Consider the following 24,979-nt stretch of genomic DNA (forward strand, 5'->3'; position numbering starts at 1 on the left):
CCTCCCAGGCCGCCGGCCGGATCCAACCCGGCCGGCGGGACCGCCGGCAGACGAGGCCGGCAAAACGGACAATTCAAGCGAGGATCGCATGGGCGAACGCATCATCGAACTGCGCGACATCAAGAAATCCTACGGCCAGGTCTATGCGCTGGGCGGCGTCAACCTCAGCGTCGATCGCGGCGAGGTGGTCGGCCTGATCGGCGACAACGGAGCCGGCAAGTCGACGCTGATCAAGATCCTGTCCGGCGTCGTCAAGCCGACCAGCGGCGAGATCCTCGTGCGCGGCAAGCCGGTCAGCGGATGGAGTGCGGCGCGCTCGCGCGACGCCGGCATCGAGACCGTGTTCCAGGACCGCGCCCTGGCCGTGCAGCAGACCATCGTGCGCAACATCTTCATGGGCCGGGAACTTACCGGCTTCATGGGCTGGCTGAAGGTCAACAAGGAAGTCGCGGAAGCGAGCCGGCTGATGCGCGAGATCGGCTTTACCTCGAAAGTGTTCACGCCCCAGTCGATCGTCGGCCAGCTTTCGGGCGGCGAGCGGCAAGGCGTGGCGATCGCGCGCGCCATCTACAAGCAGGCGGAGCTGATCATCCTCGACGAGCCGACGACGGCGCTGTCACTGACCGAGACGGCAAAGGTTTTCCACTTCGTGCGCCAGGTGCGGGCGAGCGGCCGCTCGATCCTTTTCATCGGCCACAACATCCATCATGTCTTCGACATTGCGGACCGTTTCGTCGTGCTCGATCGCGGCAAGGTGGCGCTGACGGCCGACCGTACCGAGGTGAAGTCGGCCGAGGACCTGATCAACTTCATGGAAGATGTGGCGCATCCCGACGGCTTGCCGGGGCTGCATGAGGCCGGCGAAGCGGAGCAGAGAGCGTGATGAGCAAGGCCATGGAACCCGATCTGCAATCTCCTCTGGGAAGGGCAGGCGGCAAGGCCGCCAAGGAATGGAGCCATCCCTCCGACAATTGGCTGCGTGGCTTCGTGCTCGACAACCGCGCTTCGCTCGGCACGCTCGCGGTGTTCATCGTCATGATGGCGGTGTTCATGCTCGCCAACCCGACCGTCTTCACCACCTGGTATCTCTACAGCTCGGTGCTGACGACACTGCCCGTCGCGCTGTTCGTGGTGGTGCCGCTGGTCTTCGTCGTCACTTGCGGCGAGATCGATCTTTCCTTCCCGGCGACGATGGGCTTCGCCTCCTGGGTCTTCGCGCTGGTGGTGCAGGCAGGCTACGATCCGTTCCTCGGCATTGCCGCGGCGCTCGTCACCGGCACGCTGCTGGGCTTCCTGGTCGGGTCGCTGGTCGTCTATGGCGGGCTGTCGTCGCTGATCGCCACGCTCGGCATGAACTTCCTGCTGCGCGGCCTGATCCAGATCATCAACGAGGGCAAGTCGACGGCGCTGACCAATCTGGCCGACAGCGCGGCCTACAAAATCTTCTCCAGCCAGGTCTGGGGCATCCCGGTGCAGATCTTCTGGGCGATCGCCTTCGTCGTGTTCTCGGCGCTGCTCTTCAACCGGCACCGCTTCGGCGCGCAGGTGAAGGTCGTCGGCGACAATCCCGACAGCGCCAAGCAGATGGGCATCGACGTCAAGCTCGTGCGGGTGAAAGTGTTCGTCTTCACCGGTATAGGCGCCGCGATCGCCGGCACCTTCTCGGTGATGATCAACTTCACCTGGTGGCCAACGGCGGGCGACGGCTATCTCTTGCCGGTACTCGCCTCGGTATTCGTCGGCGGCACGCCGACTTGGGGCGGCATCGGCACCGTCGTCGGCGGCGCTATAGGCGCGGTCACGGTGTCGTTCATCCAGACCGGCGTCGTGGCGGCGGGCCTCAGCGGCTTTTACGTGCAGTTCTTCAACGGGCTGATCATCATCCTGTCGCTGCTCGGCCATAAGTGGAACCAGGCAAGGTATAGGTGAGGGGGCCGGTCACACCGGCGCAACGAACCCGTCCAGCACGCGTTTCTGGCCGGCCTTGTCGAAGTCGATGGTGAGCTTGTTGCCGTCGATGGCCGCGATGTTGCCGTTGCCGAATTTCTGGTGGAAGACGCGGTCGCCGACATTGAAGGCGGACGGCGTATCGGCGACGGATTTGGCGATCAGCTCGCCTTCGATGGTGCGGCCTTTCACGCTTGTGCGCCCCGCGCCATATCCACTGTCGGTCTCGCCGTAGCCGATGCGCTCGACCTGGTGGCCGGAGCGCGTGCCCCAGTTGCGGTCTGTCGCCTCGGTGCGGTTGGCTTGGGCGCGCTGCCAGCCGGGCGTGGCATAGGTGTTGGAGAAGCTGCCCTGATCGTTGGCGCCGATATTGTCGAAGCGTGAGGCGCCATAGGGATTTTGCCGGCCGCCAGCACGTCCTGACGCGAAGGCGCCGCCGCCATAGGGGTTGCCGTAGCCGCCGTACGAGTTGCCGCCATCGGCTACGTCGACATGGGTTTCCGGCAGTTCGTCGAGGAAGCGCGAGGGGATCGTCGATTGCCACAGGCCGTGGATGAGGCGGTTGGAGACGAACCAGATGTGCAGGTTCTTTTTCGCCCGCGTCAGGCCGACATAAGCAAGCCGGCGTTCTTCCTCGAGGCCGGAGCGGCCGCCTTCATCCAGCGCGCGCTGATGCGGGAACAGGCCTTCTTCCCAGCCGGGGAGGAACACCGTTTCGAATTCCAGGCCCTTGGCCGAATGCAGCGTCATGATGCTCACAGCATCCTGCGACTCGCCCTGCTCAGCCTCCATGACCAGCGCCACATGCTCGAGGAAGGCGCGCAGCGACTCGTACTCCTCCATGGAGCGGATCAATTCTTTGAGGTTTTCCAATCGCCCGGGCGCTTCCGCCGAACGGTCGTTCTTCCACATGTCGGTGTAGCCGCTCTCCTCGAGAATGGTCTCGGCGAGCTCGGTGTGCGGCTTCGTTTCCAGCGCTTTCTGCCAGCGCTCGAAATTGGCCGCCACCTCGCGCAGTGCTGCGCGCGGCTTCGGCTTCAGCTCGTCGCTTTCAGCGAGCGTGGCGGCGGCCTCCAGCATCGGAATGCGCATCGCGCGGGCGGTGTCGTGGATCTGGCGGATGGTGGCTTCGCCGAGCCCCCGTTTCGGCACGTTGACGATGCGCTCGAAGGCGAGGTCGTCGCCGCCATTGGCGACGACGCGGAAGAAGGCCAGCGCGTCGCGGATTTCCAGCCGCTCATAGAAGCGTGGACCGCCTATGACGCGGTAATTGAGGCCCAGCGTGATGAAGCGATCTTCGAAGGCGCGCATCTGGAAAGACGCGCGGACGAGAATCGCCATGTCGTTCAGATTGTGCTTCTGGCGCTGATAGGCCTCGATGGCGTCGCCAATGGCCCTGGCCTCTTCCTCCGAGTCCCAGGCGGCATGGACATGCACCTTGTCGTCCTCGGGGTCGTCGCGGTCGGTGAACAGCGTCTTGCCGAAGCGGCCCTCATTGTGGGCGATGAGATGCGAGGCGGCGCCGAGGATATGCGCGGTGGAGCGGTAGTTGCGCTCCAGCCGGATGATGGTTGCGCCCGGGAAATCCTTGTCGAAGCGCAGGATGTTGTCGACCTCGGCGCCGCGCCAGCCATAGATCGACTGGTCGTCGTCGCCGACGCAGCAGATGTTGACTTTGGTTTCGCTCACGGCCGCGCGCTCGCTCCGCTCGCTGGCCTCCGCGGGAGCGGCCTGACCGGCCGACGCCCGGTCGGGCTTGCGGCCTTCGGCCGATGGTGAGCGCCCGGCTTGTGGTCGCTGCGCCAAAAGCCGCAGCCACATGTACTGCGCGGTGTTGGTGTCCTGGTACTCGTCGACCAGGATGTATTTGAACTTGCGGTGGTATTCCTTCAGCACGTCCGGATAGGCGCGGAAGATGCGGATCGGGTGATAGAGCAGGTCGCCGAAGTCGCAGGAATTCAGCGTCTGCAGCCGTTCCTGATAGGCCTTATAGAGCTGGCGGCCCTTGCCGTTGCCGAAGCTGCGCGCGTCGCCTTCGGCAATCTCGTCGGGGCCGAGACCCTTGTTCTTCCAGTTGTCGAGCATCTGGGCGAAGGTCTTGGCCGGCCAGCGCTTGTCGTCCAGCCCCTCGGCCTGGATCAGCTGCTTGATCAGCCGCACCACGTCGTCTGTGTCGAGGATGGTGAAGTCGGATTTCAGCCCGGCAAGCTCGGCGTGGCGGCGCAGCAGCTTCACCCCGATCGAATGGAAGGTTCCGAGCCAGGGCATGCCTTCGACATTGCCTTCGCCGATCAGGTGGCCGATGCGCTGCTTCATCTCGCGCGCGGCCTTGTTGGTGAAGGTGACGGCCAGGATCTGCGACGGGAAAGCCCTGCCTGTGGCGAGGATATGGGCGATGCGGGTGGTGAGCACGCGCGTCTTGCCCGTGCCGGCGCCGGCCAGCACCAGGACCGGGCCTTCGGTGGTTTCGATGGCGAGCCGTTGCTCCGGGTTCAGGCCCCTCAGGTAATCGGGCGCGCTGTTCTGGCCGCTGCGGGCGGCCATCGCGCGCGCGGCTATGCCGGACGGGGCCGCCGCGGGCCGCGCATTCGGTTCATCGAAAAAAGGCATGTCTTCGGAAAAGCCCGACATCGCCCCCGAATGTAGTGATTCGGCAGCGAAAGACCAGAACTGTCTACGTTTTGTTCTAGTTTCGCGTGTCCCGGATCAACTTGACAGCCGTAGCGGGCAGGGGAAAGCTGTGACGGCAGGGCAGGGACGGCATGACGTCGCCTGGCGGCTCTATCTTGATTGACGCAATTCCGGACGGAAAACCGCTTCACACTTTTCCTGGAATTGCTTGATGCGCGCAACAGTCGAAGGAGCACCGTCTTGGCTGTCACCATCACCTCCCTCGTCCTCTTCCTCATCGGTCTCATTCTCGGCGGCGGCGGCATCTGGCTCGCGGTGCTGGGGGGCAGTTGGTACTATCTGATCGCCGGCCTGGCCTTCCTGATCACCGCCTGGTTGCTTGTCAGGCGCAGCTCGAGCTCGCTCTGGCTCTACGGGCTGTTCGTGCTCGCGACTTTATGCTGGGCGGTGTGGGAAATCGGCTTCGACTGGTGGCAGCTCGGCCCGCGCGGCGGCGTCATCGTGCTCATCGCTCTGTGGCTTTTGACGCCGTGGGCAAGGCGCGGCCTGCGTGGTCCCGACGGTCGCGCGCCGCTGATCCTGGCTGTGCTCGCCTCGCTCGCGGTCGCCGGTTATTCGATGACCGCCGATCCTCACGACATCGGCGGCACGCTCGGCGCTGAAAAGGTGGCGACGGCCGCCAATCTCGGTGGCGACATGCCGGCCGGCGAGTGGCACTACTATGGCCGCACGCCTTTCGGCCAGCGCTATTCGCCGCTCGACCAGATCACGCCCGACAATGTCGCCAAGCTGCAGCCGGCCTGGACCTACCGCACCGGCGACGTGAAGGGCCCCGACGATATCGGCGAGACGACCTATCAGGTGACGCCGCTGAAAGTGGGCGACACGCTGTTCATCTGCACGCCGCACAATTTCGCCATCGCCATCGATGCCGCGAGCGGCAAGGAAAAGTGGCGCTACGATCCCAAGATCAAGCTCGACAACAACCGCCAGCACCAGACCTGCCGTGGTGTGTCCTATTACGCCGATGCCAAGATCGCGGCAGGCCAGCCTTGCGCGCAGCGCGTCTACCTGCCGACGTCGGACGCTCGCCTGATCGCGCTCGATGCCACCACCGGCCAGGTATGTCCGTCCTTCGCCGAGGGCGGCACGCTGAACCTGATGGCCAGCATGCCTTACCCGAAGTCGGGCTATTACTATTCGACCTCGGCGCCGCTGATCGTGGCCGGCAAGATCATCGTCGGCGGCGCGGTCAACGACAATTACTCGACCGAGGAGCCGTCGGGTGTCATCCGTGCCTTTGACGCCGACACGGGCGCGCTGCTGTGGAACTGGGATTCCGGCAATCCGGACGTGACGACGCCGCTGCCCGCCGGGCAAACCTACACCCACAACTCACCCAACATGTGGTCGACCGCCAGTGCCGATGAGAGGCTGGGGCTCCTCTACCTGCCGCTCGGCAACCAGACGCCGGACCAGCTCGGCATGGGCCGCAGCGCCAATGTCGAAAAATTCTCCTCCTCTATCACCGCGCTCGACCTCAACACCGGGCAATTACGCTGGGTGCGACAGACCGTGCATCACGATCTGTGGGACATGGACGTGCCGGCGCAGCCGACGCTGGTCGACATCACAACGCAGAGCGGCGTGGTGCCGGCGCTGGTCGGGCCGACCAAGCAAGGCGACCTCTTCGTGCTCGACCGGCGCACCGGCGAGCCGATCATTCCGGTGAAGGAAGTGCCCGCGCCTGGCGGGGCGATCGATGGCGATCACGCCTCGCCGACGCAGCCGGCCTCCGACCTGTCCTTCAATCCCAAGCCGCTGACCGGCGCCGACATGTGGGGCATCACCATGTTCGACCAGCTGGCGTGCCGGATCGAATTGAAGAAGCTGCGTTATGAAGGCCGTTACACGCCGCCCTCGCTGCAGGGCTCACTGATCTATCCCGGCAATTTCGGCGTCTTCAACTGGGGCGGCGTCGCGGTCGATCCGGTGCGGCAGGTGATGTTCGGCATGCCGACCTACCTGGCGTTCACCTCCAAGCTCATTCCCCGCGCGGACGTGCCGCCGCCGAGCGACACCAAGGGCAGCGAGCAGGGGCTGAACCGCAACGAAGGCGCGCCTTACGCGGTGGTGATGGGGCCGTTCCTGTCGCCGCTCGGCATTCCCTGCCAGGCGCCGCCCTGGGGCTATGTCGCCGGCGTCGACCTGAAGACGGGAAACATCGCCTACAAGCACCGCAACGGCACCGTCTACGACATGACGCCGCTGCCGCTGCCGCTCAAGGTCGGCGTTCCAGGCATCGGCGGGCCGATGATCACGGCCGGCGGCGTCGCCTTCCTGGGCGCGGCGGTCGACGACTATCTGCGCGCCTATGACCTCACCACCGGCAGGCAGCTCTGGCAGGCGCGGCTTCCGGCGGGCGGGCAGGCGACGCCGATGACCTACACGGTGGCCGACGGCCGCCAGTTCGTCGTCATCGTTGCCGGCGGCCACGGCTCGGTCGGCACCAAGCCGGGTGATTATGTGATGGCCTACGCGCTGCCGAAGTGAGGGAGGCGTCGGGCCTCAAAGTCCGAGATGGCCCCGCAGGCTGGGCACCTGGTCCAGCACTTGGTTGGTGAGATCGGGGCCGGCGGCGGCCTCGGCTTGCTTGATCAAGGTCTCCCCGGCCTGACGGATCTGCGCCATGTCGAGGCCGGACGCTTTAAGCGCCGCGATGCCGTTGATCAGCGCGCCGGCCTTTTCGCCGAGCACGCCGCCAAGCGCCCCTTGCAGCGACGAAAGGAGGCCGCCGCCCGAATTGGCCGCACCGGCGGCCATCACGTCATATTTCTGGGCCAGCGCGTCGGCGCCGGGGATCTGGGCGAAGAAAGACGAAACGCTGGTACCTTCCGCCTCGTGCTCGAGCACGGAGAAGATGGTGCCGACAACCTTCTCGGAGGTGGGCTCGTCGAGGCCGGCCTTCGAGGAAACGGTGTTGATGATATCCTGGACGTTCATGGCACTCCCCTTTTCGTCATTCGTATCGGTGACGCGGCTGCGGCAACTTCGCGCCCTAATGTGACAGCACCATCAGGCCTTTCGGAAATGACCAAAATGTGATGAATCAAGCTGGCTTGTCGGCGCACTGCTCCGTCACGACTCCCTCGCAGGATCGTCACCCCGGCGTGACTGGACCATGCAACTCTCGACCCTATCTTGCGGATCACCCGCCTAAAGCGCGCCACGTCGGAAATGGATTCCCGTGTCGCACTTTAGGTCTTTGCTTGATTGCATGTCGTTGTCGCAAAACCGCTGCGCACTTTTGGGCGACATGCACTACGTCGAGGACAGCCATGACCGAACCCGTCGCCAAGCCCGTCATCACCCAGATGATGATCGATGCCTATGACGAATACACGCATCTGACGCTCGATCGCCGCCGCTTCATGGAGCAGTTGACGAGGCTGGCGGGCTCGGGCGCCGCGGCGGCCGCGATCGCGCCGATGCTGGCGGCCAACTCCGCCAAGGCGGCGATCGTCGCCGAGAACGACAGCCGCGTTAAGGGCGAGGACATCACCTATCCCGGCTCGAGCGGCGAGATGAAAGCCTATCTGGTCAAGCCGGCCGATCAGCAGGGCAAGGTCGGCACCGTCATCGTCATCCATGAGAACAGGGGCCTCAACCTGCATATCCGCGATGTCGCCCGACGCGTGGCGCTGGAAGGGTTCGTGGCGCTCGCGCCGGACTTCCTATCGCCGCTTGGCGGCACGCCATCCGACGAGGACAAGGCGCGCGACATGTTCTCCAAGCTCGATGCCGCCCAGGTCGCGGCGGACGGCGTGGCGACGGTCGCCTACCTCAAGAGCCTCAAGGCCGGTAACGGCAAGGTCGGTGCGCTCGGTTTCTGCTGGGGCGGCGGCGCAGTGAACCAGCTCGCCGTCCATGCTCCCGATCTCAGCGCCGGCGTCGCCTATTACGGCATGCAGCCAAAGGCGGAGGATGCTGCGAAGATCAAGGCGCCGCTGCTCCTTCACTATGCCGGTCTCGACAGCCGGACCAATGCCGGCATCGATGCCTACAAGAAAGCGCTCGACGCCGCGCATGTCGAATATAAGGTCTATGTCTATGAGGGCGCCAACCACGCCTTCAACAACGACACCTCGGCCGCGCGCTATGACAAGAAAGCCGCCGATCTCGCCTGGAGCCGGACGGTTGCTTTCCTGAAGGAAAAGCTGGCCTGAGGCATGCCGATATGAGGCAGGCCTGCAAACGACACGCCTCAATGGCAACGTCGATGGATCACTCCAGTGCCGGCTTGTGGAAAGCGACGCCGACGATGACCAGCGCAATGCCGATGCAGTCGGTGGCGCTCGGCAGCTGGCGCAACACGATGACGCCGATCAATGTTGCTGTCAGCGGAAGCAGCGACAGCATCAGCGCGAAGCTCGCGCGCGGCAGCCTCGCCATGGCGAGCTGGTCGCAGATGTAGGGGATGACCGAGGAGCAGACGCCGACGCCGATCGCCGCGACAAGCAGTTGCGGCGATGAGAAGGCGGGCAGCGCCTCGCGGAAGCCGACCGGCAACACGATGAGGAATGCGACCGCCATGGCGGTGCCGAGGCCGGCAATGCCGATGCCGGTCTGGGCAATGCGGTGGCCGATCACGATATAGCCGACGAACAGGGCGCCGTTGAGAAAAGCCCAGAACAGGCCAAGCGGATCGCTCGACCATTTGACGTCGATGAGCAGCAAAGTGCCGATCACGGCGACAGCCAGCGCGGCAAAGTTGCGCGGGTTGCGCAGGCCGACCAGCGCGACCCCGATCGTGCCGACGAACTCGATCGCCGCCACCAGAGAGATCGGCAGGCGGTCGAGCGCCAGATAGAACGAGCAGTTCATCACCGCAAGGCAGGCGCCGAAGGCCAGCAACAGCAGTCGCTGAGCGCGGTCGGCGCGCGCGAAGACGCGCCAGGGCCTGGTCAAAGGGGCGAAGATGAGAGCGGCGGTCGCGATGCGCAGCCAGGCCATGCCGAGCACGCCGACCTGATCGAAAAGCAGCACCGCGAAAGCCGGCCCGAGATAGTGGAACACGGCACTGACGCAGAACCAGACATGCGGCGGCAGCGCATTGGCCAATCCGCCGAGGGCAAGGATAGGACGCGGGGCGTCGGTCCTGCCGGTGGCTTGGTTTGCAGCTGGAGTTTGCGTTTGGCTGGGCATGCGCGCATTATCGCAGGCGAAATGCGCGACTTACATGTGCGATCAGCGGCCTGTTTGATTTTCTAGCTTCCAATGGAAGATGAAAAAATTGAAAAACCTTCGAAATGAAAATGCCGAACTGGACGCCGTGGACCTGAAGATCCTGCGGCTCCTGGAAAAGGACGCGCGCACCAGCACGGCGGAACTGGCGCGTGCCGTCGGGTTGTCGGCGCCGAGCGTGGCGGAGCGCATCCGCAAGCTGCAGGAGAACGGCGTGATCGAGGCCTATACGGTCAGGATCAATCCGGCCGCCCTCGGGCTCAAACTGTCGGCTTGGCTGAGGATCAGGCCGGTCCCGGGACAGCTTTCCGTGGTGGCCGACATCATTCGCGACCTGCCGGAAATCGCCCAATGCGACCGGGTGACCGGCGAGGATTGCTTCATCGCGCTGGCGCATGTCAGCTCGGTGGGCGAACTCGAGCGGGTGATCGACCGGATCATTCCCTATGCGATGACCAACACGGCCATCATCCAGTCGTCACCCGTCGAGCCGCGCTCGCCGCTGGGTGGATTCAGGCAGAAGTGACGTGGCAGCGAGAGCAAAAGCGCCTCGCAGGGTTCCGTCGGGAATTGCGAAAGAACAATCGCTCAGGCGTGGCCGCGCCGCATGCGCGCCTGGGTCAGAATCGCGCGCCAGCGGATCATATCGAACGGGATCGGCTCGTTGTTGTTGGCGATATGGAAGATCTCGTTGTTCACGTTCTTCAGCGATCGCCAGAAATCATAGTCGGTGATGCGTGGATCGGCCGCCAAGCGCTCCACCTCGACCTTGATGTCGGTTTTCATGCACTGTCCTCGCACCGCATTCCGCCAGCCGCCCGCGCGCAAACCCGGTACGGCGGTTTTCAAACGCGCCACTGAGTCGTTCAACGGACTCAAGTGACTTGTTCACGTTAAAACCTTGGTAAGGTTAACGCCGGCGGTGAGGTGCTTCAAGCGCTCTTGCGTTTGATGCCGATCGAGCGGCCGGCCCGCTCCGGCATCGGCAGCGCGGCATGGGCGGCGCGCATAGCGTCCACCTTGGCCATCACGTCGGCGGGGAAGGGCGCGACCCTCGGTCCGGCCATGTCGACATGCAGCGCAAGCTGCTCGGATGTGGCGGCCAACCAGCCGTCGACATGGCGGATTTCCTGATAGGCGCGCAGGCGTTTCTCGTCGTGGTCGATGAGTTGAAACGAGACCTTCACCTTGTGGTCGAGATGCAGCTCCTGCACGTAGCAGACATGGACTTCCGCCGTGTAGATGGTGAGGCGGCGATCCCTTGCGTAGTTCGGCCCCATGCCCATCATCTCGAAGGCGACGTCGGAGCAGCGGTCGAACAGCACGTTGTAATAGGCCATGTTGAGATGGCCGTTATAGTCGATCCAGTCCTTCTCGATGGCCATCGGGTCGGAGATGAAGGGGGCGGGGATGGTCATCTGATTTTCCTTGATCATCGCTGGACAGGGCGTGGTGGGTGAGGTTCTCTTTGTTCCGCCGCAATTCCGGACGGAAATCCGCTTCACACTTTTCCTGGAATTGCTTTAGGCATCATCCATAGCTGCATATCAAGAGTGGCCGCTGGTCCATTCGCGGAGGAATTCATGGCTTTGAGCGACCTCAATCCCGTCGAACGCAACGAGGAAGGCATTGCCACGGTGCTCGGCATCCTCAAGCAGCGCCTCGGCGAACGTTTCCAGACAGGCGAGGCGATACGCGGCCAGCACGCGCACACCACCACCTATATCCCGACCCAGGCGCCTGACGGCGTCGCTTTCGTCGAGACGACCGAGGAGGTACAGGAGATCGTGCGCGCCTGCGCCGCCCACCGCGTGCCGGTCATCGCCTTCGGCGTCGGCTCCTCGCTCGAGGGCCATACCAATGCGCCGGGCGGCGGCATTTCCATCGATACGTCGCGCATGAATCGGATCCTCGCCGTCAATCCGCAGGACCTCGATTGCACCGTCGAGCCCGGCGTGACCCGCGAGGATCTCAACCGGCATCTGCGCGACACCGGCCTGTTCTTTCCGATCGATCCGGGCGCCAATGCCTCGCTGGGCGGCATGGCGGCGACCAGGGCGTCCGGCACCAACGCGGTGCGCTACGGCACGATGCGCGAGAACGTGCTGTCGCTCACCGCCGTCATGGCCGACGGCGAGACGGTGACGACCGGCAAGCGGGCGAAGAAAAGCTCGGCCGGCTACGACCTGACCCGGCTCTTGGTCGGCTCGGAAGGCACGCTCGGCATCATCACCTCGCTGACGCTGAGGCTGCAGGGCATTCCGCAGGCGATCTCCGGTGGCGTCTGTCCGTTTCCGAGCCTGGAGGCGGCCTGCAACACGGTGATCGCGACCATCCAGATGGGCATTCCGGTGGCCCGCATCGAACTGGTCAACGCGCTGCAGATGCGGGCGATGAAGAACTATTCCAAGCTCGACTATCCGGAAAGCCCGTGCCTGTTCGTCGAATTCCATGGCAGCGACGCGGGTGTGGCCGAACAGGCCGAGACCTTCGGCATGATCGCCGAGGAGAATGGCGGCGGGCCGTTCCTGTGGACCAGCGTCGCCGAGGAGCGGACGAAGCTCTGGAAGGCGCGGCACGACGCGTACTGGTCGTCGCTGACACTGCGCCCCGGCGCCAAGGGCCTGTCGACGGATGTCTGCGTGCCGATCTCGCGGCTTGCCGAATGCGTCACCGAAACCGAGGCCGACATCGCCGAGATGGGCCTCATCGCGCCGATCGTCGGCCATGCCGGTGACGGCAATTTCCATGTGCTGGTGCTGATGGATGTCGACAACCCGGCCGAGATCGCGCTTGCGGAAAAATTCGTTGCCAGGCTCAACATGCGCGCCATCGCCATGGAAGGAACCTGCACCGGCGAGCACGGCATCGGCCAGGGCAAGGTCGGCTTCCTGCGCCATGAGCTCGGCCATGGCGTCGATGTCATGCGCACGATCAAGCAGGCGCTCGATCCGCTCAACATCATGAACCCGGGCAAGATTCTGCCGGCGGCGGGGTAAGGCGCCGCCCAGGTCTATTCCGCCACGCCGTCCGCCAGCTTCTGCAGCATCGGCCGCGTCGGCGCGAAGAAGGTCGTGCCGGTGTGCGGGGTGGAGAAGTCGAGCAGCCGGTCGTAGGCGCCGGGCGGCTCGCCGACATACATGCGCTGCAGCATCTTCTCGATCACCCACAGATAGCGCGTGTAGCCGATGAAATAGGTGCCGAACTCGTTCTGCCCGGGGCGGCCGAACGGCATGTTGTCACGCAGGATGTCGAACTCGTTGCCGGCATCGTCCTCGATCGTCGCCAGTGACTTGTGCGACTTGCGCGGCTTGTCGTCGTCATCGATCTCGATGTTGTCGATCTTGGTGCGGCCGATGATCTCTTCCTGGACATGCGTCGGCGTCTCTTTCCAGGCGGCCATGTCGTGCAGGTATTTCTGCACCACGACGTAGCTGCCGCCGGCAAAGTCGCCGTCCTCGTCGCCGACCAAGGCGGAGGCGGGCAGGTCGAGGCCGGTCGGATTGGCGGTGCCGTCGACGAAGCCGAGCAGGTCGCGCGCGTCGAAATAGCGAAAGCCGGATACCTCGTCGACGACCGTCACGCTGCCACCCAGGCTGTTGAGCAGGATGCGCTCGAGCTCGAAGCACATGTCGGGCCGCTCGGCGCGGATGTGGAAGAGCAGATCGCCCGGGGTCGAAGGCGCCGAATGGGCTGCGCCCTCGATCGGCGCGAAGGGTTTCAGCTCGCGCGGCCGCCGGTTCGGTGACAGACGGTTCCAGAGCCCGGCGCCGATGCCGGCGATGCAGGACAGCCGGCCCGACAGGTCGCGAAAGCCGACATTCTTGACGAGATCGTCCAGCTCGCTGAGCACCGAGGCGGCGGTCGAAAGCGCGGCCCGGTCGCCGCCTACCGTGACGATGAGGAAAATCGCAGCCGTCGAAAGTGGAGCGTCGACGCTCTGCGCGTCGATCGGCACTCTATCCCAGTTCTTGCCTGACATCGGGAACGCTCCATGTTGGGTTCAGGTTTGTGCGGCCAGGGGACATGGCCGGAAGGGCAGGGGATCGGCAAAAGAGATATCCCGACGGCGAGCGGTCGCGCAACTGGAGACGTTGGCCGCTGTCGCACGCTGAATTGCCTCTTTATCGACACGCGGATGCGGGTAGAGTGCGGCTGACTTTAAACCCGGGAAACAGATGCTCGCCCGCCTGTTCGTGATCTTCGGTGGCCTGTTCGTGCTGGTGCTGTGCGCGGCGCTGGTGGTGCCGTATTTCATCGACTGGACGGGTTACCGTGGCGATTTCGAGCGCGAGGCGAGCGCCATCCTCGGCCGCAAGGTGACGGTGAAGGGCGACGCGACGGCGCGGCTGTTGCCGTTTCCCTCGGTGACCTTCTCCAATGTCGAGGTCGCGGGCGGTCCGGGCGGCCAGCCGGCGATGACGATGGAGACCTTCTCCATGGATGCGGAGCTTGCGCCATTCCTGCGCGGCGAGGTGCTGATCTTCGACATGCGGCTGGTGCATCCCAGGGCCATCATAAATGTCGCCGGCGACGGCACCGTCGACTGGGCGATCCGGCCGTCGACGCCGTTCAATCCCGGCCAGATCGCCATCGAGAAATTGTCGGTAACCGAGGGGCAAATCGAGCTGCGCCACGCCGCCGGCGGACGCAGCCATCTGATCTCGGAGATCAACTCGACCATTTCGGCGAAGGCGCTCACCGGTCCATGGCGCATGGACGGAACGCTGCGCTTCGACGGCCTGCGCACCGACGTTTCGGCTTCGACCGGGAAGGTGGAGCCGGACGGCCAGATGCGGCTCAGGCTGAAAGCCGATCCCGATGCCTATCCCCTGATCATCGAAGCCGATGGCAATGCCGGCATCGTCAAGGGCGCGGGGGTCTACACCGGCCAGTTCAAGATCTCGGGCGCGGACAAGAACTCGGCCGAGCTGCGTGGCACGGACGGCGAACCGGTCAAGATCAGCACCGGCAAGCCCGACCCGGGCTTCCGGCTGAATGGCAAGTTCGCGCTCGACCACCAGAAGCTCAATGTCGACGAGTTCCGTTTCGAGACCGGGCCCCTCGACAATCCCTATACCGCCGACGGCAAGGCCTCTGTCGATCTCGGCCTGAAGCCGCATTTCGCGGTCGAGGCGAGCGGCGCGCAGGTGCAGTTCGACGAGGCCGTCGGCGGAGCCGCCGGTTCGGGTTTCACGCTCGACCAGCGCATCGCAGCCTTCGAGCAGACGCTGCAGCACATGCCGAAGCCGACCATCCCGGGCACGCTCGAGGTGCGGCTGCCGGCGGTGGTGGCGGGCGACACGACAGTGCGCGACGTGCGGCTGTCGGCCGAGCCGGTCGAGGGTGGCTGGTCGGTCAAGTCGCTTGCCGCGACGCTGCCCGGCCGCACGACGCTCGAAGCCGACGGCATGCTGAGCGTCGAGGACCATTTCGGCTTCACCGGCTCGCTGCTGCTCGCCGTCGGCCAGCCTTCCGGCTTTGCCGCCTGGCTGTCGAAGGATGTCGACGAGGCGATCCGCCGGCTGCCCGCGGCAGGCTTCAAGGCCAAGGTCGATCTCAGCGAGAACCGGCAGTCCTTCAGCGATCTCGAGCTCATCCTCGGCAAGGCGAAATTTTCCGGCAGTATCGATTCCAGCCAGCCGGACGGCGCCCGGCCATCGGTGCTGATGCGGCTCACCGGCGGTGAGATGGATCTCGACGGGCTCGCGGCCTTCGCCTCGATCTTCATCAGCGACAAAGGCGCCAACCGTTTTTCGGATCGCGATCTCGATTTCCAGATCAAGGCAGGGCCGGTCAGCGCCGTCGGGCTCAGCGCCGATACGGTCGACACGGCGCTGCGGCTGCGCGAGGGCCTGCTCGAAATCGATAGGCTGTCGATCGGCGGTCTCGCCGGCGCCTCGATCAGCGCCACGGGCCGGGTCAAGGATTTTCCTGAAAGCCCGACCGGCAAGCTCAACGCCTCCATCGTTGCGGTGGACCTGAAGCCGCTGATCGATGTCGCGGCCGAGCATTACCCCGACAATGTCGTGCTCAAAGGCCTGGCCGGCCGCGCGGCGGCCTATCCAGAACTGTTCCAGGATGCACGCATCGATCTGTTGACCAGTGCCGCCGACAATGGCGACGGCAGCACGGGCCTGGCCCTTTCAGCCCAGGGCAATGCCGGCGGTTCGGCCTTTTCGGCTTCGCTTTCCGGCAAGGGAACGGCGGACAAGCTCTCCCAGGCTCCGGTGTCGATCACCTTCAACGCCCGCAACGACAACGCCACCACGCTGCTGGCGCTTTACGGCCTGCCGGCGCTGCCGCTCGGCATGCTCGGCCATGCCAACACAGACGTCTCGGCGAAGGGCTCGATCGCCGGCGGTCTCGCGACCAGCTTCAACCTGACTGCCGACGATTTCAGGGCGAGCTTCGACGGAACGGTCGCCGATACGGCGCAAGGCCCTACAGCCAAGGGCAAGGTCAATCTCGACGCCGCCGATATCGAGCCGTGGCTGATGACGACGGGCGTAGGCCTGCCCGGCATGGGAACCGGGACGTCGACATCGCTTGCCGCCGATGCCGATTTCGGCAACGGGCTTTTGGTGCTGAGCGGCCTCACCGGATCGATCAACAAGGCGGCGGTGTCCGGCGACATCAACATCGATGCCAAGGATGGGCTGCCGCATCTCGCCGGCGCGCTGGCGCTCGACGAGCTCGACCTCGATCCGCTGGCGGTCTCGCTGTTCGGCGACCAGTCCTTCGCGCCCGCCAAGGGCGGATGGCCGACGACGCCGTTCAGCCAGAAGTCGACGCTGCCTTTCAACGCGGACCTCGATCTCAACACCTCGGCGCTGGCCGTCGGGCCATTCGCGACGGCGCATGACGCCTCATTCTCGCTGAAGCTCGATCGCGAAGGCATCCACGTCTCCGATCTCAAGGCGAAGCTCTATGGCGGCGATCTGACCGGCCTGTTCGACCTCAAGAACACGGAAGGTACCGGCCTGTTCTCCGGCCAGATGAGGCTTGCTGGCGGCGATCTTTCCGCCGTGCTGCCAGGCGCTGGCATCGGCGGCAGCGGCGACCTATCGGCGGCGCTGTCGACCAGCGGCAAGTCGGTCGACGCCATGATTGCCGCTCTGTCCGGATCCGGCACCGCGGCGCTGAAGGGATTGAAGGTGGACGGCATCAATCCGGACGGCTTCGCCGCCATCATCGCCAAGGCCGATGCGATCGGGCGCGACATCGACGCGGCCAAGACGGCCGACTTCGCGCCGGAGATCGCCGGGCAGGGCAGCTTCGCCGCCGGCGACGCGGATGTGGCCTTCACCGTCGCCAACGGCACGCTGCGGGCGCCGCCGATCAGCCTCGACAGTCCCGGCGCGACCTTGTCCGCCGACGTGACCGCCGATCTCAATGCGAGCACCGTCACGGCAAAGGGGGTGCTGACCTATCGTCCCGGCGACGAGGCTTTGGTCGGCTCGGAGCCTGCCGTGAATTTCAGCCTGGCCGGCCCGCTCGGAGCGTCCGCGCTTCAGTTCGACAGCGGTCCGCTGGCGCAATTCCTGACGCAGCGCGCGCTGGAGAAGGAGCAGCAGCGGGTCGAGGCGATGCAAGCGGCGCTGCTTGAAAAGCAGCGGCTGCGGCGCGAAGTGCGCTATTACGCGGCGCTGCAGACGGAGCGCGACAGGGCGGCCGAGGAGTTGCGCCGGCAAGAGGAAGAGGCGCGGCAGAAGGCGGAGGCGGAAGCCAGGGCGAAAGCCGAAGCGGAAGCGCAGGCACAGGCGGAAGCCGAGGCAAAAGCCAAGGCCGACGAAGAGGCGAAGGCCAAGGCGGAAGCCGACGCCAAGGCGCAGGCCGAAGCGGACGCGAAGGCGAAGGCCGATCAGCAGGCAAAGGCCGAGGCCGAGCAGCGGGCCGCGGACGAAGCGGCCAAGGCGCAGGCAGAGGCCGATCGCAAGAAGGCGGAGCAGGCGAAGCTGGAAGCGGCACGCAAGGCGGCCGAGCAGACGCGAAAGGTCGACGGATCGCTGCCCGGCGTCAATGACGGTTCGACCCCTGTGCCGGCGAAGCCCAAGGCCAATCCGTTCACGATCGACAATCTGTTGAAGTCGCTCGACGGCGGTTGAGCTTTACGCCGCAGGCATGCTGGAGCTAATTCCCAGCACACGGATTTGACCAGTCGGCTCTGTTTGCGTTGGCAGGTGGCATGGATTGGAGATTGGCCGAAACGCTCATCGCGATCGTCGTCGGGGCGGCTTCAAAGCAATCCCCGGCGATCCAGCTTGAAAGCAACCCTCAGGATGCGGCGCCGCGTTTCGCCCAGGCCAGAACATAGAGCCTCAGCGCGGATGACAGGTTGGCGTCGCGGGTGCGCGTCTCGTCGATCTCGGCGACCAGGGCCGCGAGCGACAGCGAGCGCTCCGCGGCGATGGCGATGAGGTCGTCGTAGAAGGGTTGCTCCAGGGAAAAGCTGGTGCGGTGACCGCGGATCGTTACCGAACGCTTTTCGACCGCGGCCATCGCAGGTGCTCAGCGCTTGCCCGGATCGTCGGGCTTTTCACGGCGATGGCCGGCCACGAATTTCTCGGCCTTCTCCGACGTCAGCCGGTCACGCTCGCGCTCCGCCTTCGAGCGGCCGTGCAGTGCCCGGTTCTCGCTCGCCAGGCGTTCCTTCTCGGTGCGCGCTTTCTGCTTGCGGACCTGGCGGAGATTGACGACCTCGCCCATGGCGCCGGACTACTTCTTGCGGAAGGCGTCGAGCGAGACCACGTCGGCGCCCTTGCCGCCGGTATCGGCGACCGCCGGCTTCTTTTCGCTCTCGGCGGCCTTCTTCTTCGTTTCCGCCTTCTTCTCCGGAACGACGGCGATCGGCTCGGGCGCCGGAGCGGCGGCCTCGTCTTCGACGCCCTCCGTCTTGACGTCGAATTCGAGCTCGAAATTGACGGACGGATCGTAGAAGCCGCGCACGGCCGAGAAGGGGATCTCGAGCTTTTCCGGCACGTCGGAGAAGGAGAGCCCGACCTCGAAGCCGGCATCCGTCACCTTGAGGTCCCAATACTGGAACTGGATGACGATGGTCATCTGCTCCGGATAGCGCTCGCGCAGCCTCGACGAGATGCGCACGCCCGGCGCGCCGGTCAGGAAGGTGATGAAGAAATGATGATTGCCCGGAAGGCCAGTGCGCGCGACCTCGGCCAGGACCTTGCGCATGACGCCGCGCAGAGCCTCCTGGGCCAGAATGTCGTAGCGGATGTGGTCGTCGGCCATGTGATGGTCGGGTTCCGTTGAATCGTCCGCATAGCTGTAATCAAGCTTGAGCGCGGCGTAAACCGCATATAGGCGCAAAGCCGTGCGGCCAAGAGGGGTGTCGACGATTTGATTGCTCAGGCGTGAACGAGCGCCGCCTGTTTGCCGGCTGGCGACTTCTTCCTGGCGAAGGCGCTGAGGAAGGTCCGCACGCCGTTGGTGGCGGAGCGCAGCACCTCTTCCTCGGTCGGCGTGCCGCCCAGCATGAAGGTGATCTGAAGCTCGGCGTTGACGAGGGCGAGGAACTGACGCGCCGCGACGTCGGGGTCGCCGATCGAGAGATGCCCGGCGAAGGCAAGCCGGGCGAAGCGGGCGGCAAGCGCCGACCAGGTGCGGCCAGGCCCCTGTTCGCGCCATTCGGCAAAAAGTTCCGGATAACGCTCGCCTTCGGCCTGGATCAGCTTGCGCAGGAACCGGCCATCGCGGTTGCAGATGCAATTGCGGTTCATGCGCACCGCAAAAGCGATCAGATCGGCCTCCAGATCCCCAGGTTGGTCGGGGAAGCTGGCGATGGTGGCGAAGATACCGGCATTGCAGCGCTCCGTCAGGTCACGCACGACGGCGACGAAGAGCTTTTCCTTGTCGCCGTGATGGTTGTAGACGGTCTGGCGTGAAACGCCGGCTTCGGCCGCGATCAGGTCGATATTGGCGCCGGCATAGCCTTCCCGACAAAAAACAGAAGCGGCGGCATCCACCACCGACACGCGCTTAGCCTCATGGCTGCGTGGCGGGAAAGTGTCAGGAGAAACGCCGTGCTTCATGAAAATCTATATAGCGGTGATTGACGAATTGGACAAGACTGTCTAAATTTGTGGACACAACAAAGGGAAGTCCGCGCTGCGGAAACGGATGTGTTCGTTTCTTATGAGACGAACAAACTCGTTCTCAGATGTCGGGCTTCTGCGGGATGGAACGTCCTGGGTTCAGACGCCGGAATTTCGCGGCGGCAACCAGATCCGAAAAGAGCCTTATCATGAGTCCCAAATTCCTCCGCGTCGCGGTCGTGCTCGGCTTGTTGTCCGCGATCGGCCCCTTCGCGATCGATATGTATCTTCCCGCGCTGCCTTCGATCGGCCAGGACCTCCATGCCGGCACCGCCGCCGTGCAGATGAGCCTTCTGATCTTCTTCCTGTCGATGGGCTTCGGGCAGATCATCGTCGGGCCGATCTCCGACATGGTCGGCCGCAAGGTGCCGCTTTATGCCGGCCTCGCGCTGTTCATGGTCGGCGGCGTCGGCTCGGCGATGGCGCCCAACATCGAGTGGCTGATCGCCTTCCGCTTCCTGCAGGGCCTCGGCGCCAGCGCCGGCATGGCGGTGCCGCGCGCTATCGTGCGCGACCTGCACACCGGCAACGAGGCCGCCAAGCTTATGTCGCTTCTGATGCTGGTGTTCTCGGTGTCGCCGATCCTGGCGCCGCTCACCGGCAGCCAGATCATCGAAAGTTTCGGCTGGCGCGCCGTGTTCTGGACCGTCACGGGCGCGGCTGCCCTGGCCACCATCCTGCTTGCCACCTCGCTCAAGGAAACGCGGCCGGTCGAGGAGCGCGCCGGGTCGTCCTTCGGCACGGCGCTTGCCGGCTACCGCTATCTGATGGGCGACCGCAATTTCCTCGGCCTTGTGGCGATCGCAGGCTTCGGCATTGCGAGCTTCTTCGTCTATCTGTCGAGCTCGTCCTTCATCCTGATCGACCATTACGGCCTGTCGCCGTCGGTCTACAGCGTGTTCTTCTCGATCAACGCGGTCGCCTTCATTGGCATGTCGCAGCTGACGGGGCTCTTGGCCGACCGCTTCGGGTTGAAGCGCGTCGTCTGGGTGGCGGTCACCGGCTATGCCACGGTGATGGTGGCGCTGTTCGCCATCATGGCTTCGGGCGTCGACCGGCTCGACGTGATGGCGGCGCTGCTCTTCGTCGGCTACGGCTTCCTCGGTCTCGTCATCCCGACAACGTCGGTGCTGGCGATGGAAGAGCATGGCGAGATCGCCGGCACCGCCTCGGCGCTGATGGGTACGCTGCATTTCGCCATCGGTGCCTTGGCGATGGGAGTCGCCGGCATCTTCTTCGACGGCACGCCGCTGCCGATGGTGGCGGGCATCTCGCTCTGCGCGGTGATCTCGTTCACGCTGGCCAAATTGACGCTCGGCCGCGCTCGCGGGGCGGTCGAAGCGCCGGCGGAGTAGGGGCCTCGAAACAACCAAAAGGCCGGGCTTGCCCGGCCTTTTTCATGTCTATCGCAAACCCGCCTGATCGATGACGAAGCGCACCCGCTCTTCGACCGAAGCAAGAGGTAAAAGCACCAGTTCGTAGCCGAGCTCCGTATAGACACCGGTCACCGAGCGGAATGTGCGCTCGGCTTCGTCGAGCGTCTGCTTGCGCTCTTCGTCCTGGGTGAAGATTTCAGGCCATGGCTGCGCGGCGAAGACGCGGCGCGCGTAGCGGAATTTTTCAGCCGCGCGCTTGATGTGATCCGGCACCGGCAGGCCGCAGAGCCTGAGATAGCCGATCGTGTCGGGTGCGCCGCGGTCGAAGAAGGCCGGGCCGCCGGGCTCGGCATGAGCGGCGTGCCAGGAGCGTAGCTCCCACGACAGCATCAGCTCGGCAAAGAGCGCGCGATCCTGCCATGGAAGGGCAGGGCCGCCGATGGCCATCTGGTCGCGGATGATGCCACGTCCGGCTTCGGGCGCGGTCGCGAAACCCTTGGCCTGCAGCGCCTCTATCAAAGTGGTCTTGCCGGAACCCGGACCGCCGGTCAGCACGAAGAATCGGTCGCAAACGTTTTGCATCGTTTGTCCATGGGTGATGGGCAGCAAGGCTGCGCGCCAAGGCTGCGCGCCGCGCGTCGGACAAGCCTTGACCGTCGGTTGGTTGGGAAGAAGCAAAAGGAGAGGAAAGGTGGAGGTTTCTGTTGCCAGGTACCTCCGAACCCCGCCTAGAAGTGCGAACCGCTAGGACTTGATTTGAAGCGTTCGCGCCGCATTAAGCAGCGAGACGAGCTTCCGCATAGTTGTCGTTGGCAACTATAAGTTTAGCCCGATGACGGTGGTACAATGCCGGGCGAAAGTACGATCTTTACACCTTCGTCGATCCTATTTCGCCCCCAGCAAAAGCCGCTCCGTCAGCCAGAGCGGTTTTTGGTGGAGGCGCCGGGTACCGCCCCCGGGTCCGAACGGCTTATTTCATCGCCTGTTTATCGCCATAGTCGGTCAAGCCGACGAAGCGAATATAGGGAGCGATGAGGGAAAAATAAAGGCCAAACCGACGCTTATCCGGTTATGCCAAACTGTGCAGCCAAGGGTTGACTTGCGCGCCCAGTCAATCAAATCTCGCTCCCGGTGAGGAGTCTCTGACCTAGCGCAAAGGTTGCGCGGCGCGCCACAACCCTCATCGACCGGATCCGTGGCGCCGACGAGGGGAAGTTTGATGGCCGACTATCTTGCGGATGTGAAGAAATACGACGCCGGCGCCAGCGCCGACGCGGTCGATAAGATCGTCAAGCATCTGGGCATTGCGCTGAGGAACCGAGATTCCTCGCTGGTGTCCTGCACGGACCCGAAGGAACTCGACCGAGTGCGGGAGAACTGGATCGGCAAAAAGCTCGGCATCGCAGATGCCGCAAAAGCCAACGCCTCGATCGAGAAGACCTGCAAGGCGATGCAAGCCGACAACACCAAGAGCCGCGTGACCTTCTATTATCTGGTTGCCAAGGATCTCGGCAAACTCGGCTCGCTCTGAGGCCGTACGTACTGCGGCCGGCACGAAACCGTGCCGGCTCCGTGGGTTTTTGGGCGCGATCCAAATCCGTATCCTGCTTTGCGGTGTTCGACCGGCTGCCGGTCGGGTATGATGGCTCGTTATCCGAATCAAGGCAGAGCCGATGCGCCAATATCTTGATCTGTTGAAACATGTGCTGGAGAACGGCACCGACCGTGGCGACCGTACGGGCACCGGCACGCGCTCGGTGTTCGGCTACCAGATGCGCTTCGACCTTTCGCGCGGCTTTCCGGTCACGACCACCAAGAAGCTGCATCTGAAGTCCATCATCCACGAGCTTCTGTGGTTCCTGGCCGGCGACACCAACATCAAATATCTCAACGATCATGGCGTCAGCATCTGGGACGAGTGGGCCGACGAGAACGGCGATCTCGGTCCCGTCTACGGCAAGCAGTGGCGCTCATGGCCGGACGGACATGGCGGCGAGATCGACCAGATCGCAGGCCTTTTGAAGGAGATACGCCGCAATCCCAACTCGCGCCGGCTGATCGTCTCGGCCTGGAACCCGGCCGAAGTGGAGGCGATGGCGCTGCCGCCCTGCCATTGCCTGTTCCAGTTCTATGTCTCGGAAGGCCGGCTTTCCTGCCAGCTTTACCAGCGCTCGGGCGATATCTTCCTCGGCGTGCCGTTCAACATCGCTTCCTATGCCTTGCTCACCATGATGGTGGCGCAGGTGACCGGGCTGAAGCCCGGCGACTTCGTCCACACGCTGGGCGACGCGCATCTTTACTCGAACCATTTCGAGCAGGCGCGCGAGCAGATGCGGCGCACGCCGAAGGCTCTGCCGACGATGTGGATCAATCCGGAGGTGAAGGACCTGTTCGCCTTCCGCTTCGAGGATTTCCGCCTCGAGAATTATTTCGCCGACGCGAATATCAAGGCGCCGATTGCGGTGTAAGCAAGCCGGATACCGGCGTCAGTCGATGCCGACCATGACATCAGAGGCCTTGATCACCGCATAGGCCTGCTTGCCCTTATCGAGTGCGAGATCGGCGACCGCCTCATTGGTGATCGATGCGGTGACGACCACGCCGCCGCCGATGTCGATCCTGACATGCGAGGTGGTCGCTCCCTTGATGATCTCGGTCACCTCACCCTTGAGGATATTGCGGGCGCTGATCTTCATGAGCCTCTCCTTTGCGCTTCGCCGTTTCGCATCCATCGTAAGCCGAGGCAACGCCGGCGCACAATGCCGCGACTGGCGAAAAGCCTTCCCTTGTTATGTTCATCCGGATATATCGGTCAAAGGCTTTGGGCCGTACGGATTTGAAACCAGGGAGAGACCTTATGACGGGCAAGGGTTCTGGATTGAAGGCGGCCGCCATTTGCGGTCTGACGGCGATGATCATGGCCGCGGCGCCGGCGGCCCATGCCGAGGACAAGGTGGTCGTGTTTGCCGCGGCGAGCCTCAAGGACGCGCTCGACGCCGTCAACAAGGCCTGCGAGCCGGAAGTCGGCGAAGCCGCTACCATCTCCTATGCGGCGAGCTCGGCGCTAGCCAAGCAGATCGAAGGCGGCGCGCCGGCGGACGTGTTCGTGTCGGCCGACCTCGACTGGATGAAATATCTCTCGGACAAGAAGCTGACCAAGCCGGACACCGAGGTGAAGCTGCTCGGCAACCAGATCGTGCTGGTGGCGCCGAAGGATTCCACAGTCGAGACAAAAGTCGAGAAAGGCTTCGACCTCGCAAAGCTGACCGGCGACGGCAAGCTTGCCATGGGTGATTTCAAGGCCGTGCCTGCCGGCAAATACGGCAAGGCGGCGCTGGAGTCGCTGGGCGTCTGGTCGTCCGTCGAGGGCAAGGTCGCGCAGGCCGAGAATGTACGTGCAGCCCTGAAGCTGGTGTCGACGGGCGAAGCGGCGCTGGGCATCGTCTACGCCACGGACGCGTATGCGGAGAAGGGCGTCAAGGTGGTCGGCACCTTCCCGGAAGATTCGCATCCGCCGATCATCTACCCGATTGCTCAGACCGCGGATTCGAAGGACAAGGATACGGCTGCCTTCCTGAAATGCGTCGAGTCGGCCAAGGCCGCCGAACTTTTCAAGGAGCAGGGTTTTACGGTGCTCGCGCCGAGCAACTGAAAAAGACCGCGCAAACG

23 protein-coding genes and 1 other RNA gene are annotated in these 24,979 nt (G+C 64.3%); 11 read left to right on the forward strand and 13 right to left on the reverse strand.

Going from position 1 to position 24,979, the window contains the following annotated elements:
• Positions 1 to 88 precede the first annotated feature (88 nt).
• Together DPM35_RS10360 and DPM35_RS10365 are read left to right on the forward strand one after the other, a co-directional pair.
• Positions 89 to 883, forward strand: a complete 795-nt coding sequence (locus tag DPM35_RS10360) for an ATP-binding cassette domain-containing protein (protein WP_112127222.1) — start codon at positions 89 to 91, stop codon at positions 881 to 883.
• Positions 883 to 1,929 carry an ABC transporter permease gene (locus DPM35_RS10365; protein ID WP_112127223.1) on the forward strand — a complete coding sequence of 349 codons (1,047 nt, stop codon included), beginning with the start codon at positions 883 to 885 and terminating at the stop codon, positions 1,927 to 1,929. The genes DPM35_RS10360 and DPM35_RS10365 overlap by 1 nt, the downstream gene beginning before the upstream one ends.
• 9 nt (positions 1,930 to 1,938) lie before the next feature.
• Here DPM35_RS10365 and DPM35_RS10370 read toward each other — a convergent pair whose 3' ends face one another.
• Positions 1,939 to 4,578, reverse strand: a complete 2,640-nt coding sequence (locus tag DPM35_RS10370; protein WP_112127224.1) for an ATP-dependent helicase — start codon at positions 4,576 to 4,578, stop codon at positions 1,939 to 1,941.
• Positions 4,579 to 4,818: 240 nt separating this feature from the next.
• On the opposite strand from DPM35_RS10370, the gene DPM35_RS10375 reads away from it, so the two are divergent.
• Positions 4,819 to 7,131: a glucose/quinate/shikimate family membrane-bound PQQ-dependent dehydrogenase gene (locus DPM35_RS10375; RefSeq protein WP_112127225.1), complete on the forward strand. Its 2,313-nt coding sequence runs from the start codon at positions 4,819 to 4,821 to the stop codon at positions 7,129 to 7,131.
• A 15-nt stretch (positions 7,132 to 7,146) separates the two neighbouring features.
• On the opposite strand, the gene DPM35_RS10380 is transcribed toward DPM35_RS10375, so the two are convergent.
• Complete coding sequence (locus DPM35_RS10380; protein ID WP_112127226.1) at positions 7,147 to 7,581, reverse strand: hypothetical protein; 435 nt, start codon at positions 7,579 to 7,581, stop codon at positions 7,147 to 7,149.
• Between the two features lie 335 nt (positions 7,582 to 7,916).
• On the opposite strand from DPM35_RS10380, the gene DPM35_RS10385 reads away from it, so the two are divergent.
• The gene (locus tag DPM35_RS10385; RefSeq protein ID WP_112127227.1) at positions 7,917 to 8,804 is read left to right on the forward strand and encodes a dienelactone hydrolase family protein; all 888 of its coding nucleotides are present in this window, start codon (positions 7,917 to 7,919) and stop codon (positions 8,802 to 8,804) included.
• Positions 8,805 to 8,862: 58 nt separating this feature from the next.
• Here DPM35_RS10385 and DPM35_RS10390 read toward each other — a convergent pair whose 3' ends face one another.
• Positions 8,863 to 9,783 (reverse strand): EamA family transporter, encoded by a 921-nt coding sequence (locus DPM35_RS10390; protein WP_112127228.1) that lies wholly within the window; start codon positions 9,781 to 9,783, stop codon positions 8,863 to 8,865.
• 88 nt (positions 9,784 to 9,871) lie between these two features.
• Here DPM35_RS10390 and DPM35_RS10395 point away from each other — a divergent pair, with 88 nt between their 5' ends.
• A complete protein-coding gene (locus DPM35_RS10395; RefSeq protein ID WP_112127745.1) occupies positions 9,872 to 10,348 on the forward strand; it encodes an Lrp/AsnC family transcriptional regulator in 477 nt (158 codons plus the stop codon).
• 62 nt (positions 10,349 to 10,410) lie between these two features.
• On the opposite strand, the gene DPM35_RS10400 is transcribed toward DPM35_RS10395, so the two are convergent.
• Both DPM35_RS10400 and DPM35_RS10405 read right to left on the reverse strand, forming a co-directional pair.
• Positions 10,411 to 10,608: a hypothetical protein gene (locus DPM35_RS10400; RefSeq protein WP_095815615.1), complete on the reverse strand. Its 198-nt coding sequence runs from the start codon at positions 10,606 to 10,608 to the stop codon at positions 10,411 to 10,413.
• A 146-nt stretch (positions 10,609 to 10,754) separates the two neighbouring features.
• Entirely contained in the window at positions 10,755 to 11,240 is a 486-nt protein-coding gene (locus tag DPM35_RS10405) for a thioesterase family protein (RefSeq protein WP_112127747.1), read from the reverse strand.
• Positions 11,241 to 11,405: 165 nt separating this feature from the next.
• On the opposite strand from DPM35_RS10405, the gene DPM35_RS10410 reads away from it, so the two are divergent.
• Positions 11,406 to 12,821, forward strand: a complete 1,416-nt coding sequence (locus DPM35_RS10410) for an FAD-binding oxidoreductase (protein ID WP_112127746.1) — start codon at positions 11,406 to 11,408, stop codon at positions 12,819 to 12,821.
• Between the two features lie 14 nt (positions 12,822 to 12,835).
• Here DPM35_RS10410 and DPM35_RS10415 read toward each other — a convergent pair whose 3' ends face one another.
• Complete coding sequence (locus tag DPM35_RS10415; RefSeq protein WP_112127229.1) at positions 12,836 to 13,804, reverse strand: Dyp-type peroxidase; 969 nt, start codon at positions 13,802 to 13,804, stop codon at positions 12,836 to 12,838.
• A 196-nt stretch (positions 13,805 to 14,000) separates the two neighbouring features.
• Here DPM35_RS10415 and DPM35_RS10420 point away from each other — a divergent pair, with 196 nt between their 5' ends.
• Complete coding sequence (locus DPM35_RS10420) at positions 14,001 to 17,930, forward strand: AsmA family protein (RefSeq protein WP_112127230.1); 3,930 nt, start codon at positions 14,001 to 14,003, stop codon at positions 17,928 to 17,930.
• Positions 17,931 to 18,099: 169 nt separating this feature from the next.
• Here the strand turns inward: DPM35_RS10420 and DPM35_RS10425 are convergent, their stop codons facing one another.
• From DPM35_RS10425 to DPM35_RS10440, 4 genes are all read right to left on the reverse strand, one after another.
• On the reverse strand, positions 18,100 to 18,324 hold the full coding sequence (locus DPM35_RS10425) for a ribbon-helix-helix domain-containing protein (RefSeq protein WP_112127231.1): 225 nt from the start codon (positions 18,322 to 18,324) through the stop codon (positions 18,100 to 18,102).
• Between the two features lie 9 nt (positions 18,325 to 18,333).
• The gene (locus DPM35_RS10430; protein ID WP_112127232.1) at positions 18,334 to 18,531 is read right to left on the reverse strand and encodes a DUF4169 family protein; all 198 of its coding nucleotides are present in this window, start codon (positions 18,529 to 18,531) and stop codon (positions 18,334 to 18,336) included.
• Positions 18,532 to 18,540: 9 nt separating this feature from the next.
• A complete protein-coding gene (locus DPM35_RS10435) occupies positions 18,541 to 19,071 on the reverse strand; it encodes an SspB family protein (protein ID WP_112127748.1) in 531 nt (176 codons plus the stop codon).
• Between the two features lie 116 nt (positions 19,072 to 19,187).
• Entirely contained in the window at positions 19,188 to 19,871 is a 684-nt protein-coding gene (locus DPM35_RS10440; RefSeq protein WP_112127233.1) for a TetR/AcrR family transcriptional regulator, read from the reverse strand.
• A gap of 212 nt (positions 19,872 to 20,083) precedes the next feature.
• Between DPM35_RS10440 and DPM35_RS10445 the strand changes: the two genes are divergently transcribed.
• Positions 20,084 to 21,289 (forward strand): multidrug effflux MFS transporter, encoded by a 1,206-nt coding sequence (locus DPM35_RS10445; protein WP_112127234.1) that lies wholly within the window; start codon positions 20,084 to 20,086, stop codon positions 21,287 to 21,289.
• Between the two features lie 48 nt (positions 21,290 to 21,337).
• On the opposite strand, the gene DPM35_RS10450 is transcribed toward DPM35_RS10445, so the two are convergent.
• Together DPM35_RS10450 and ssrA are read right to left on the reverse strand one after the other, a co-directional pair.
• Complete coding sequence (locus tag DPM35_RS10450; RefSeq protein WP_112127749.1) at positions 21,338 to 21,892, reverse strand: AAA family ATPase; 555 nt, start codon at positions 21,890 to 21,892, stop codon at positions 21,338 to 21,340.
• Between the two features lie 108 nt (positions 21,893 to 22,000).
• Positions 22,001 to 22,361: a transfer-messenger RNA gene (gene ssrA / locus DPM35_RS10455) on the reverse strand.
• A 168-nt stretch (positions 22,362 to 22,529) separates the two neighbouring features.
• On the opposite strand from ssrA, the gene DPM35_RS10460 reads away from it, so the two are divergent.
• A complete protein-coding gene (locus tag DPM35_RS10460; protein WP_042644091.1) occupies positions 22,530 to 22,841 on the forward strand; it encodes a DUF2853 family protein in 312 nt (103 codons plus the stop codon).
• A gap of 142 nt (positions 22,842 to 22,983) precedes the next feature.
• Entirely contained in the window at positions 22,984 to 23,778 is a 795-nt protein-coding gene (locus DPM35_RS10465; protein WP_112127235.1) for a thymidylate synthase, read from the forward strand.
• A gap of 18 nt (positions 23,779 to 23,796) precedes the next feature.
• Here the strand turns inward: DPM35_RS10465 and DPM35_RS10470 are convergent, their stop codons facing one another.
• Positions 23,797 to 24,006 (reverse strand): TOBE domain-containing protein, encoded by a 210-nt coding sequence (locus tag DPM35_RS10470; protein ID WP_112127750.1) that lies wholly within the window; start codon positions 24,004 to 24,006, stop codon positions 23,797 to 23,799.
• A gap of 161 nt (positions 24,007 to 24,167) precedes the next feature.
• Here DPM35_RS10470 and modA point away from each other — a divergent pair, with 161 nt between their 5' ends.
• Complete coding sequence (gene modA / locus DPM35_RS10475) at positions 24,168 to 24,962, forward strand: molybdate ABC transporter substrate-binding protein (protein ID WP_112127236.1); 795 nt, start codon at positions 24,168 to 24,170, stop codon at positions 24,960 to 24,962.
• Positions 24,963 to 24,979 lie beyond the last annotated feature (17 nt).

This window comes from Mesorhizobium atlanticum (assembly GCF_003289965.1).
In the GTDB taxonomy this organism is placed as follows: Bacteria; Pseudomonadota; Alphaproteobacteria; order Rhizobiales; family Rhizobiaceae; genus Mesorhizobium; species Mesorhizobium atlanticum.